The sequence below is a fragment of the Streptomyces sp. NPDC049813 genome, assembly GCF_044465085.1.
GTDB lineage: Bacteria > Actinomycetota > Actinomycetes > Streptomycetales > Streptomycetaceae > Streptomyces.
In genome coordinates this window covers 1-12,319 of record NZ_JBITLI010000024.1, presented here as the reverse complement: position 1 = coordinate 12,319, position 12,319 = coordinate 1, and the positions used below count along the sequence as shown (strand labels likewise).

General features: G+C 69.9%; 11 protein-coding genes. 9 read left to right on the top strand and 2 right to left on the bottom strand.

The annotated features are described in order from the left end of the window. Nucleotides 1–10: 10 nt before the first annotated feature. The 6 genes from eccD to ACIBW6_RS33415 all read left to right on the top strand — a co-directional run bounded on the left by eccD (nucleotide 11) and on the right by ACIBW6_RS33415 (nucleotide 7,142). Nucleotides 11–1,528 (top strand): type VII secretion integral membrane protein EccD, encoded by a 1,518-nt coding sequence (gene eccD, locus ACIBW6_RS33440; RefSeq protein WP_399066530.1) that lies wholly within the window; start codon nucleotides 11–13, stop codon nucleotides 1,526–1,528. A 194-nt stretch (nucleotides 1,529–1,722) separates the two neighbouring features. Next, nucleotides 1,723–2,010 (top strand): 30S ribosomal protein S15, encoded by a 288-nt coding sequence (gene rpsO, locus ACIBW6_RS33435; RefSeq protein WP_356493684.1) that lies wholly within the window; start codon nucleotides 1,723–1,725, stop codon nucleotides 2,008–2,010. A gap of 283 nt (nucleotides 2,011–2,293) precedes the next feature. Continuing rightward, on the top strand, nucleotides 2,294–4,510 hold the full coding sequence (locus ACIBW6_RS33430) for a polyribonucleotide nucleotidyltransferase (RefSeq protein WP_399066419.1): 2,217 nt from the start codon (nucleotides 2,294–2,296) through the stop codon (nucleotides 4,508–4,510). Beyond that, on the top strand, nucleotides 4,507–5,886 hold the full coding sequence (locus ACIBW6_RS33425) for a M16 family metallopeptidase (protein WP_399066417.1): 1,380 nt from the start codon (nucleotides 4,507–4,509) through the stop codon (nucleotides 5,884–5,886). The genes ACIBW6_RS33430 and ACIBW6_RS33425 overlap by 4 nt, the downstream gene beginning before the upstream one ends. A 39-nt stretch (nucleotides 5,887–5,925) precedes the next feature. After that, entirely contained in the window at nucleotides 5,926–6,681 is a 756-nt protein-coding gene (gene dapB / locus ACIBW6_RS33420) for a 4-hydroxy-tetrahydrodipicolinate reductase (protein ID WP_399066415.1), read from the top strand. A gap of 8 nt (nucleotides 6,682–6,689) precedes the next feature. After that, nucleotides 6,690–7,142: a hypothetical protein gene (locus tag ACIBW6_RS33415; protein WP_399066413.1), complete on the top strand. Its 453-nt coding sequence runs from the start codon at nucleotides 6,690–6,692 to the stop codon at nucleotides 7,140–7,142. A 60-nt stretch (nucleotides 7,143–7,202) separates the two neighbouring features. Here ACIBW6_RS33415 and ACIBW6_RS33410 read toward each other — a convergent pair whose 3' ends face one another. Together ACIBW6_RS33410 and ACIBW6_RS33405 are read right to left on the bottom strand one after the other, a co-directional pair. Further along, complete coding sequence (locus ACIBW6_RS33410; RefSeq protein ID WP_399066411.1) at nucleotides 7,203–7,757, bottom strand: hypothetical protein; 555 nt, start codon at nucleotides 7,755–7,757, stop codon at nucleotides 7,203–7,205. Nucleotides 7,758–7,873: 116 nt separating this feature from the next. Continuing rightward, complete coding sequence (locus tag ACIBW6_RS33405; RefSeq protein WP_399066409.1) at nucleotides 7,874–8,113, bottom strand: hypothetical protein; 240 nt, start codon at nucleotides 8,111–8,113, stop codon at nucleotides 7,874–7,876. 212 nt (nucleotides 8,114–8,325) lie between these two features. Here ACIBW6_RS33405 and thyX point away from each other — a divergent pair, with 212 nt between their 5' ends. The 3 genes from thyX to ACIBW6_RS33390 all read left to right on the top strand — a co-directional run bounded on the left by thyX (nucleotide 8,326) and on the right by ACIBW6_RS33390 (nucleotide 12,023). Continuing rightward, on the top strand, nucleotides 8,326–9,066 hold the full coding sequence (thyX, locus tag ACIBW6_RS33400; protein WP_399066407.1) for an FAD-dependent thymidylate synthase: 741 nt from the start codon (nucleotides 8,326–8,328) through the stop codon (nucleotides 9,064–9,066). Between the two features lie 231 nt (nucleotides 9,067–9,297). Further along, nucleotides 9,298–10,197: a 4-hydroxy-tetrahydrodipicolinate synthase gene (gene dapA / locus ACIBW6_RS33395; RefSeq protein WP_399066405.1), complete on the top strand. Its 900-nt coding sequence runs from the start codon at nucleotides 9,298–9,300 to the stop codon at nucleotides 10,195–10,197. A 140-nt stretch (nucleotides 10,198–10,337) separates the two neighbouring features. Next, nucleotides 10,338–12,023: a ribonuclease J gene (locus tag ACIBW6_RS33390; RefSeq protein ID WP_399066403.1), complete on the top strand. Its 1,686-nt coding sequence runs from the start codon at nucleotides 10,338–10,340 to the stop codon at nucleotides 12,021–12,023. Nucleotides 12,024–12,319 lie beyond the last annotated feature (296 nt).

Sequence of the window (12,319 nt, the reverse complement as noted above, 5' to 3'; positions counted from 1 at the left end):
GCAGGTGAGCATGACGGCCTCCGCGCCGGCCGGCCGCGCCGGCGCAACGGGTACCGGAGCCCCTGCCGCGGCGGGCACGGGCCTCGGCTTCTGCCGCGTCACCATCGTGGCGCCCGACAGCCGCATCGACGTGGCGCTGCCCGACGACGTCCCGGTCGCCGACCTCTACCCCGAGATCCTGCGGCTCTCCCAGCAGAGCCCCGCCGAGGGCGCCCCCGTCGGCTACCACCTCGTGCGGCGCGACGGCACGGTGCTCGACAGCGCCCGCTCCTTCGCCGCGCAGCGCATCCTGGACGGCGAGCTGCTCACCCTGCGCCCGTTCTCCGAGTCGCTGCCGCCCGCGGTCTTCGACGACGTCTCCGAGGCCGTCGCCTCCGCCGTCACCAAGGACCGCACCCTGTGGAGCGGCGACCTCACGCGCGCGGCGGGCCTCGTGGCCGGCGGCATCCTGCCCGCCCTGATCGCCTTCGTGGCGTGGAGCTCCGAGCTCCGCCACGACATGCACAGCCTCCAGGGCGTCCTGGCCGCCGTCGCGGGCCTCCTCCTGGTCACCCTGGCCTGCGTCCGCGCCCGGGTCTACGACGACCGCGGCTCGGCCGTCGCCCTCGGCCTCGGCGCCCTGCCGAACATCGCTGCTGCGGGCTCCGGGCTGCTGCCGCTCTCCGAGGGCCAGGGCATCGGCCGCCTTCAGTTCCTGCTCGCCTGCGCGGCGGTCCTGGTCGCCTCCGTCGTCCTCACCCTGGTCTCACCCGGCGGCGACGGCCCCTTCGTAGCGTTCGTCTTCGCCTCCCTGATCGGCCTGATCACCACCTTCATCGCCAACCTCACGGACCTGAAGCCCATCGAGACGGCCGGCATCTGCGCGCCGCTCGCGGTGAGCGCGCTGGCCTTCCTGCCCGGCCTGTCCATGCGGTTCGCGCGCCTGCCCATCGGCTTCGCGCCGCCCAACCCCGCGCGCGCGGGGTACGACTCCACGGGTGAGGCGCCCGACCCGCACGAGGCCGTCGACGCCGAGCGCGTCGCCGCCCAGGCCCGCCGCGGCCACGAGCTGCTCGTCGGCCTCGTCGGCGGCTGCGCCCTGGTCGCCGTCGGCGCCTCCATCGTCCTGGGCTTCTCCACGAACGTGTGGGGACAGCTCCTCGCCCTGGCCACCGGCATCGCGATGCTGATGCGCGCCCACTTGTTCCGCTACACCGCCCAGGTCGGCGCCACCCTCGCGGCAGGGCTCGCCGCCCTCGTCTTCCTGGGCCTCGGCCTCGCCCTGCACCCCCCGATGGCCTACGTGCGCGACGCCGTCCTGAAGAACGACACCACCGCGCTCGACATCCGCACCGTCTGGATCGCCGCGGCCATCGGCGCCGCGGCCGCCCTCGTCACCGCGATCGGCCTCATCACCCCTCGGCGCGGCGTCACCCCCTTCTGGGGCCGCTTCCTGGAGATCGCCGAGACGTTCGTCCTGCTCACGCTGATCCCGCTGGCCCTCGCCGTCTTCGACGTGTACGCGTCGGCACGCGCGATGACCAGCTGAAACCGCACGGTCCGGGACCCGGTCAGGGGCGCTCCCGGTGGCTGGTACGCTGTGTTACGGCCGCTTGTGTACGCGCCCCCAGCTCGATCCCGGGGGCAGCGCCCAGCGGATCCCCGGCTCCGAGTCACGGAAGTTCCCCTGAGATGTAGACCAGGGGCGCTCGGTCGCCACGAAGAACACTACGAGGAGTACGCGTGTCGCTCGACGCCGCTACGAAGAAGCAGCTCATCTCCGAGTTCGGCCAGAAGGAGGGCGACACCGGCTCCCCCGAGGTCCAGGTCGCCATGCTGTCCCGCCGCATCTCGGACCTCACCGAGCACCTCAAGACGCACAAGCACGACCACCACTCCCGTCGTGGTCTGCTGATCCTGGTCGGCCAGCGTCGCCGCCTCCTGCAGTACCTGGCCAAGAAGGACATCCAGCGCTTCCGTACGCTGGTCGAGCGCCTCGGCATCCGCCGCGGTGCGGCCGGCGCCCGCTAAGACGGCATGAAGGGGAGCGGTTCCCACTCTTGAGGGGACCGCTCCCTTTGCTGTACGTGCGTACTGTCACCGACGCTTTGTACTCTGGTGACGTACGAAGAGGAGAAGTGCACCCTCGCCGCCGCCGGTCCTCGGTAGTGGCCCCCGGAGACGCAAGAGGATCCCCGGGAGCTTCGATCGAAGACCGGCCCGCATTCAAGGCGTGCTCCTCCGCCCGTCCCGCTGCCACACGGGCAGCTGCGGACAAAAGACGAAACAGACGAAAGTAACGGAGAAAACGCTAGTGGAGAACGAGACCCACTACGCCGAGGCCGTCATCGACAACGGCTCCTTCGGCACCCGCACCATCCGCTTCGAGACGGGCCGCCTGGCCCGTCAGGCCGCCGGCTCCGCCGTCGCCTACCTCGACGACGACACCATGGTGCTCTCGGCCACCTCGGCCTCGAAGAACCCCAAGGACAACCTCGACTTCTTCCCCCTCACGGTGGACGTCGAGGAGCGGCAGTACGCCGCTGGCAAGATCCCCGGCAGCTTCTTCCGCCGCGAGGGCCGCCCCTCCGAGGACGCGATCCTCACCTGCCGCCTGATCGACCGCCCGCTGCGCCCGTCCTTCAAGAAGGGCCTGCGCAACGAGATCCAGGTCGTCGCCACGATCATGGCGCTCAACCCCGACCACCTGTACGACGTCGTCGCGATCAACGCCGCGTCCGCGTCCACGCAGCTGGCCGGCCTGCCCTTCTCCGGCCCGGTCGGCGGCGTCCGCGTCGCGCTGATCAACGGCCAGTGGGTCGCGTTCCCGACGCACACCGAGCTCGAGGACGCCGTCTTCGACATGGTGGTCGCCGGCCGCGTCCTGGAGGACGGCGACGTCGCGATCATGATGGTCGAGGCCGAGGCCACCGAGAAGACCATCCAGCTGGTCAAGGGCGGCGCCGAGGCGCCGACCGAGGAGGTCGTCGCCGCCGGTCTCGACGCCGCGAAGCCCTTCATCAAGGTCCTCTGCAAGGCCCAGGCCGACCTCGCCGCGAAGGCCGCCAAGCCGACCGCCGAGTTCCCGATCTTCCTGGACTACCAGGACGACGTGCTCGAGGCCCTGACCTCCGCGGTCAAGTCCGAGCTGTCGGCCGCCCTCACCATCCCGGGCAAGCAGGACCGCGAGGCCGAGCTGGACCGCGTCAAGGGTCTGGCCGCCGAGAAGCTGCTCCCGCAGTTCGAGGGCCGCGAGAAGGAGATCTCCGCCGCGTACCGCTCGCTGACCAAGTCCCTGGTCCGTGAGCGCGTCATCAAGGAGAAGAAGCGCATCGACGGCCGCGGTGTCACCGACATCCGCACCCTGGCCGCCGAGGTCGAGGCCATCCCGCGCGTGCACGGCTCCGCCCTGTTCGAGCGCGGCGAGACCCAGATCCTGGGCGTCACCACGCTGAACATGCTGCGCATGGAGCAGCAGCTGGACACCCTCTCCCCGGTGACCCGCAAGCGCTACATGCACAACTACAACTTCCCGCCGTACTCCGTCGGTGAGACGGGCCGCGTCGGCTCCCCCAAGCGCCGCGAGATCGGCCACGGCGCGCTCGCCGAGCGCGCGATCGTGCCGGTCCTGCCGACGCGCGAGGAGTTCCCCTACGCGATCCGCCAGGTCTCCGAGGCGCTCGGGTCCAACGGCTCGACGTCCATGGGCTCGGTCTGCGCCTCCACCATGTCGCTGCTGAACGCCGGTGTGCCGCTCAAGGCCCCCGTCGCCGGTATCGCCATGGGCCTGATCTCCCAGGAGATCAAGGGCGAGACGCACTACGTCGCCCTGACCGACATCCTCGGTGCCGAGGACGCCTTCGGCGACATGGACTTCAAGGTCGCCGGCACCAAGGAGTTCGTGACCGCGCTCCAGCTCGACACCAAGCTCGACGGCATCCCGGCCTCCGTCCTGGCCGCCGCCCTCAAGCAGGCCCGCGACGCCCGCCTCCACATCCTCGACGTGATGATGGAAGCGATCGACGTCCCGGACGAGATGTCCCCGAACGCCCCGCGGATCATCACCGTCAAGATCCCCGTGGACAAGATCGGTGAGGTCATCGGCCCGAAGGGCAAGATGATCAACCAGATCCAGGAGGACACCGGCGCCGACATCACGATCGAGGACGACGGCACCATCTACATCGGTGCCGCCGACGGCCCGGCCGCTGAGGCCGCCCGCGCCACGATCAACGGCATCGCCAACCCGACCATGCCGGAGGTCGGCGAGCGCTACCTGGGCACCGTCGTGAAGACGACGACCTTCGGCGCGTTCGTGTCGCTGCTCCCGGGCAAGGACGGTCTGCTGCACATCTCGCAGATCCGCAAGCTCGCGGGCGGCAAGCGCGTGGAGAACGTCGAGGACGTCCTCGGTGTGGGCCAGAAGGTCCAGGTCGAGATCGCCGAGATCGACTCCCGCGGCAAGCTCTCCCTCATCCCCGTCGTCGAGGGTGAAGAGGGCGACGAGGCGAAGGACGACACCGACAAGTGACGTCTCGTACCACCAAGGCGACGGCCCGCACCTCCTCGGAGGCGCGGGCCGTCGCCCGTACCCAAACCCTGATCAAGGGCACCGCGGGTGCCGGGACCGTCCGCAGGACCACCCTTCCGAGTGGTCTGCGCATCGTCACCGAGACCCTGCCCACCGTCCGCTCGGCGACCTTCGGCATCTGGGCCCACGTGGGCTCCCGCGACGAGACGCCCGCGCTGAACGGCGCGACGCACTACCTGGAGCACCTCCTCTTCAAGGGCACCTCCCGCCGGAGCGCCCTGGACATCTCCGCCGCGATCGAGGCGGTCGGCGGCGAGATGAACGCCTTCACGGCGAAGGAGTACACGTGCTACTACGCGCGCGTGCTCGACTCGAACCTGCCGCTCGCCATCGACGTCGTCTGCGACATGCTGACCGGCTCCCTGATCGCGGAGGAGGACGTCGACGCGGAGCGCGGCGTGATCCTCGAAGAGATCGCGATGACCGAGGACGACGCGGGCGACTGCGTGCACGACCTGTTCGCGCACACGATGCTCGGCGACACGCCCCTGGGCCGCCCCGTCCTCGGCACCGTCGACACGATCAACGCCCTCGACCGCGGCCGGATCAGCCGCTTCTACAAGAAGCACTACGACCCGACCCACCTGGTCGTCGCCGCCGCGGGCAACGTCGACCACAACAAGGTCGTACGCCAGGTCCGCGCCGCCTTCGAGCGGGCGGGCGCGCTGGACGGGCCGGCCGCGGCCCCCGTCGGCCCCCGCGCGGGCCTCAAGAAGCTGCGCACGGCCGGCCGCATGGAGGTCATCGGCCGCAAGACCGAGCAGGCCCACGTCATCCTCGGCATGCCCGGCCTGGCCCGCACGGACGAGCGCCGCTGGGCGATGGGCGTCCTGAACACGGCGCTCGGCGGCGGCATGTCGTCCCGCCTGTTCCAGGAGGTCCGCGAGAAGCGCGGCCTCGCCTACAGCGTGTACTCGTACACGTCGGGCTTCGCCGACTGCGGCCTGTTCGGTGTCTACGCGGGCTGCCGCCCGAACCAGGTGCAGGACGTCCTGAAGATCTGCCGCGACGAGCTCGACCAAGTTGCGCAGGACGGTCTCAGCGACGACGAGATCAGCCGGGCCATCGGCCAGCTCGCCGGTTCCACGGTGCTCGGCCTGGAGGACACCGGCGCGCTGATGAACCGCATCGGCAAGAGCGAACTGTGCTGGGGCGAGCAGATGTCGGTCGACGACATGCTGGCCCGCATCGCCGCCGTGACCCCGGACGAGGTGCGCGAGGTCGCTCGCGACATCCTGGGACAGCGCCCGTCCCTGTCGGTCATCGGCCCCCTCAAGGACAAGCAGGCCGCACGCCTGCACGAAGCGGTCGCGTAAGAACACGCCGGTCAAGGAAGCCAAGGAGACGGACAGAACATGAGCAAGCTGCGCGTGGCGGTTCTCGGAGCCAAGGGCCGCATCGGCTCCGAGGCCGTACGGGCCGTCGAGGCCGCCGAGGACATGGAGCTGGTGGCCGCCCTCGGCCGCGGCGACGAGCTGGACGTCCTCGTCGACTCCGGCGCCCAGGTCGCGGTCGAGCTGACCACGCCCGACTCGGTGATGGAGAACCTGGAGTTCTGCGTACGCCACGGGATCCACGGGGTCGTCGGCACGACGGGCTGGACGCAGGACCGCCTCACGCAGCTCGACGGCTGGCTCGCCGCCGCCCCGGGGACGGGCGTGCTCATCGCCCCGAACTTCTCCATCGGCGCGGTACTCACCATGAAGTTCGCCGAGGTGGCGGCCCCCTACTTCGAGTCGGTCGAGGTCATCGAGCTGCACCACCCGAAGAAGGTCGACGCCCCCTCCGGCACGGCCTCCCGCACGGCGCAGCTGATCGCCGCGGCCCGGCAGAAGGCGGGCAGCGCGCCGCAGCCCGACGCGACGGCCACGGCGCTCGACGGAGCCCGCGGCGCGTCCGTCGACGGCATCCCGGTCCACTCCGTGCGGCTGCGCGGCCTCCTGGCCCACCAGGAGGTCCTGCTGGGCGGTGAGGGCGAGACGCTGACGGTCCGCCACGACTCGCTGCACCACAGCAGCTTCATGCCGGGCATCCTGCTCGGCGCCCGCAAGGTCGTGACCACCCCTGGCCTCACCTTCGGCCTGGAACACTTCCTCGACCTGAACGGCTGAGGCCGGCGATGCGCGCGAAAATCACCTACGCGGTCACGGCCGCCGTCCTGGTCGTCTACTTCGTCCTGGCCGGCGACCGCGGCGTCATGCTCATCCGGCAGGGCACCGCACTGACGGTCACCTTCGGTGTCGCCGTGCTGATCCTGCCGCTGATCGGCGTCTGGTTCCTGTGGGCCAACACGCAGTTCGTCCGCAAGGCCAACCGCCTCGCCGAACTCCTGGAGGCCGAGGGCGGGCTGCCCGTCGACGAGCTGCGCCGTGATCAGTACGGGCGCATCGACCGGGACTCCGCCGACGAGGTCTTCGGCCGCCGCAAGGCCGAGACGGAGGACGCGCCGGGCGACTGGCGCTGCTGGTTCCGGCTGGCCGTCGCCTACAAGGACGCCCGTGACACCCCCCGTGCGCGGAAGGCGATGCAGCGCGCCATCGCCCTCCAAGAAGGCCGCTCGCTGAGCGTCTGAGACAGCCGAAGGGGCCCGCACCGTGCAGACGGTGCGGGCCCCTTCGGCTGTCGGAGCGGGTCAGCCGCGCGGCCGGTACTCGTCCGCCCACACCTCGATGCTGTCGGTGGCCCGTTCGAACGCGGTGCCCCGGCCCAGGAAGTCTCCGTTGTGGCTCGTCAGCAGCGCCGTCTGCTCACCCTGCCGGTCCCGCCGTACGAGGATCAGCGCCTGTCCCTGCACGGTGCGGGGCAGCCCGAGCCAGCGCACCGGCTGCTGCACCGTGCGCGCGGTCACGACGACGCCCCAGGGCACGGTCTGCGTCCGGAAGAAGCCGACATGGCGCAGCCCCCGCGCGCTCACCCACGTCCCCATGCGCAGCAGCCGCATCGCCGCCGCGATGACCAGGACGGCCACCACGCCGCACACACCGGCCGCGGCGGGATCGCCCGCCACCGCGATGATGACCCCGGCGAACAGCACGTACGACGCGAGGAGCAGCAGCAGCGCGGCGGCCCCGACCCGGTAGGGGCCCGGCCGGTAAGGGCGGCGCCACTGATCGCGGTCGTCGAAGGGCAGCGCTGTCTCCGCGGCCTCGTCGAAAGCGCGGTCGGCCGTCAGGAAGGGCAGGGGCACGACGGGTCCTCACTCGATCCACACTGGATGGGGGCTGTGCCCGGTGAGGCTACCCAGGCGTGCTCCGGCCTTCCACCTCAGGGGGCCCGGACGAGTGCGTCCGGGCCCAGCGCCCGTCAGCGCCCGTCTGAGGCCTCGGACTGCTGGACGTGCCGGGTGGTCTGGTCGGCCGACAACGCGGGCATCCCGAACAGCAGGGATCCCACCAGTCCGGCCACGACGGTCAGTCCCACCAGAGTCCGGCCGGCGACCTGGCCGGCGGAGGGCCGCACGCGCGCGGGCGGCGTGACGTTACTGCGGAACTTGTCGGCTTCGGCGATGAAGGCGAACGGTACGGGCTCGCGCCGACGAAACATGGGCGGTGCTTCTCCTCAAGGGGTTCGAACGAAGTGTGTTCATCTACACAGACGAGCGAGTGCCCCAAAAGGTGCCCTCTTTCACCGAATTAACTGAAGTTCGTTCTCACCCGCCGGAGATCGTGGCGACGCGCGCGCGAGCGACGGGTTGTCGGTGGCGGCCCGTAGAGTGGGCGCCGCCCGAGAGAAGTGATGGAAGGACCCCCCACGCCGTGACCGACACCCCTGCCGAAGACCTGAAGCCGACGTTCCGAGGCGACGTCACCGTCGAGCTGGTGAAGCACACCGCGAGCGACTCGGACGTGCTGTTCGCGGCCCGTGTCTCCACGGTGGGCGAGCAGTCCCTGGACGAGCTGACGAAGGACCCGGAGCGCTCCAAGGGCCTCATCAACTACTTGATGCGGGACCGGCACGGCAGCCCCTTCGAGCACAACTCGATGACGTTCCTCATCACCGCCCCGATCTTCGTCTTCCGCGAGTTCATGCGGCACCGCGTCGGCTGGTCGTACAACGAGGAATCGGGCCGGTACCGGGAGCTCCAGCCGGTCTTCTACGTCCCCGACGCCGACCGCAAGCTCGTGCAGGAGGGCCGCCCCGGCAAGTACCGCTTCGTCGAGGGCACGCCGGGCCAGTACGAGGCGACGACCACCGCGATGGAGGCGTCCTACCTTCAGGCGTACGAGGCGTACCAGAAGATGCTGGCCGAGGGCGTGGCCCGCGAAGTGGCGCGCGCGGTGCTCCCGGTCGGCCTCTTCTCCTCGATGTACGCGACGTGCAACGCGCGCTCGCTGATGCACTTCCTGGGCCTGCGCACCCAGCACGAGCTGGCCAAGGTCCCGTCCTTCCCGCAGCGGGAGATCGAGATGGTCGGCGAGAGGATGGAGGCGAAGTGGGCCGAGCTCATGCCGCTGACGTACGCCGCCTTCAACGCCAACGGCCGTGTGGCGCCGTAGTCCTGAACCGGTTCATTCCTCGATCGCCGTGTTGCGCCGACGGCACACATGTGCGGGTCGACCGCTCGAAGTGTCCGGATTGCGGCATTTCGGGAAGTTCATCTAGCCTGATCAAACGGACCCGGCACTGCCTGAACCCCCGAGCAGGCAGTGCCGGGCTCCTCCTTTGTCGTGACTTGTCGCGTCCCCCGAGGGGGGACCCGGCGCTGAGCAGCGAGTAGCGTGTTACCCATGGCTCCGACCTCCACTCCGCAGACCCCCTTCGGGAGGGTCCTCACCGCCATGGTCACGCCCTTGACGGCGGACGGCGCACTCGACCTCGACGGCGCGCAGCGGCTCGCCGCCCACCTGGTGGACGCAGGCAACGACGGCCTGGTCGTCAACGGCACCACGGGCGAGTCCCCGACCACCAGCGACGCGGAGAAATCGGACGTCGTACGAGCCGTCGTGGAGGCGGTCGGCGACCGCGCCCACGTCGTCGCCGGAGTCGGCACGAACGACACACGCCACAGCATCGAGCTCGCCCGCGCCGCCCAGAGCGCCGGCGCCCACGGCCTGCTCACGGTGACGCCGTACTACAACAAGCCCCCGCAGGAGGGCCTGCTCCGCCACTTCACCGCGATCGCCGACGCCACCGACCTCCCGGTGATGCTCTACGACATCCCGGGCCGCAGCGGCGTACCGATCAACACGGACACGATCGTCCGGCTCGCCCAGCACCCGCGCATCGTCGCCAACAAGGACGCCAAGGGCGACCTCGGCCGCGCCAGCTGGGCCATAGCGCGCTCGGGCCTCGCCTGGTACTCGGGCGACGACATGCTCAACCTGCCGCTGCTCTCGGTCGGCGCGTGCGGCTTCGTCTCGGTCGTCGGCCACGTGGTCGCCCCCGAGCTGCGCGCGATGCTCGACGCGTACCTGGCGGGCGACGTGCACAAGGCCACCGAGATCCACCAGAAGCTGCTCCCCGTCTTCACCGGCATGTTCCGCACGCAGGGCGTCATCACCACGAAGGCGGCGCTGGCCCTTCAGGGCCTGCCCGCCGGACCGCTGCGCCTGCCCCTCGTCGACCTCACCCCCGAGGAGACGGCGCAGCTGAAGGTCGACCTGGCCGCCGGCGGGGTACAGCTCTGATCACGGACTTCGCAAAGCTTCACAACTGAATCAACAGAACACGGGCTACACCCGAAGAACACCAACAACTGCTATTGCACGAACGTCACGCGCGCCACGTGCCTACAGGTACGTGGCGCGCGTGCTTAAGGGAGAGTCTTTTGAGTCATCCGCATCCTGAACTCGGCGCCCCGCCGAAGCTCCCGAAGGGTGGCCTGCGCGTCACGCCGCTGGGCGGCCTCGGTGAGATCGGGCGCAACATGACCGTCTTCGAGTACGGCGGCCGTCTGCTGATCGTCGACTGCGGAGTGCTCTTCCCCGAGGAGGAGCAGCCCGGAATCGACCTGATCCTGCCGGACTTCTCGTCCATCAGGGACCGCCTCGACGACGTCGAGGGCATCGTCCTCACCCACGGCCACGAGGACCACATCGGCGCCGTCCCGTACCTCCTCCGGGAGAAGCCGGACATTCCGCTGATCGGCTCCAAGCTGACCCTCGCCCTGATCGAGGCCAAGCTCCAGGAGCACCGGATCCGCCCGTACACCCTCGAGGTCGCCGAGGGCGACCGCGAGCGGCTCGGCACCTTCGACTGCGAGTTCATCGCCGTCAACCACTCCATCCCGGACGCGCTGGCCGTCGCCATCCGCACGCCCGCCGGCATGGTGGTCCACACCGGCGACTTCAAGATGGACCAGCTCCCGCTGGACCGCCGCCTCACGGACCTGCCGACCTTCGCGCGGCTCGGCGAGGAGGGCATCGACCTCCTCCTCACCGACTCGACCAACGCCGAGGTCCCGGGCTTCGTCCCGCCGGAGCGCGACATCTCGAACGTGATCCGGGGCGTCTTCGCCGGCGCCCAGAAGCGGATCATCGTCGCCTCGTTCGCCAGCCACGTGCACCGCATCCAGCAGGTCCTGGACGCTGCCCACGAGTACGGCCGCCGGGTCGCCTTCGTCGGCCGCTCGATGGTCCGGAACATGGGCATCGCGCGCGACCTGGGCTACCTGAAGGTCCCGCCGGGCCTAGTCGTGGACGTCAAGACGCTCGACGACCTGCCGGACAGCGAGATCGTCCTGGTCTGCACAGGCTCGCAGGGCGAGCCGATGGCCGCGCTGTCCCGCATGGCCAACCGCGACCACCAGATCCGCATCGTCTCCGGCGACACGGTGATCCTGGCGTCGTCCCTGATCCCCGGCAACGAGAACGCGGTCTACCGCGTGATCAACGGCCTGACCCGCTGGGGCGCGAACGTCGTCCACAAGGGCAACGCGAAGGTGCACGTCTCCGGCCACGCGTCGGCCGGCGAGCTCCTGTACTTCTACAACATCTGCAAGCCCAAGAACCTGATGCCGGTCCACGGCGAATGGCGCCACCTGCGCGCCAACGCCGAGCTGGGCGCCCTCACCGGCGTCCCGCACGACCGCATCGTCATCGCCGAGGACGGCGTCGTCGTCGACCTCGTCGAGGGCAAGGCGAAGATCACGGGCAAGGTGCAGGCCGGGTACGTCTACGTGGACGGGCTCTCCGTCGGTGACGTGCGCGAGCCCGCGCTGAAGGACCGCAAGATCCTCGGTGACGAGGGCATCATCTCGGTCTTCGTGGTGGTGGACTCCAGCACCGGCAAGATCACCAGCGGGCCGAACATCCAGGCCCGCGGCTCCGGCATCGAGGACTCGGCGTTCACCGCCGTCGTCCCGCGGATCCAGGAGGTCCTGGAGAAGTCCGCGCAGGACGGCGTCGTCGAGCCCCACCAGCTGCAGCAGCTCATCCGCCGCACGCTGGGCAAGTGGGTCTCGGACACCTACCGCCGTCGCCCGATGATCCTCCCGGTCGTCGTCGAGGTCTGAGGCCTCTGACCACGTACTTCGCGAGCGGGGCGCCTCGATTTGCATCGGGGCGCCCCGCTCCAGTAGGTTTACGGCTCCGCCCGAGGGGGAAGCCCGCGCACTCGCCGTGCCGGACCTGTTCTCCAGCGGGTCGGAAATTCCGACTCAGAATCTCTGATAAAGTCGGGAACGCCGGAAAGGGAAACGCGAAAGCGAATTCCTGGAAAGCGGAGCAGGACCCCGAGGAAATCGGATCGGAAAGATCTGATAGAGTCGGAAACGCAAGACCGAAGGGAAGCGCCCGGAGGAAAGCCGCG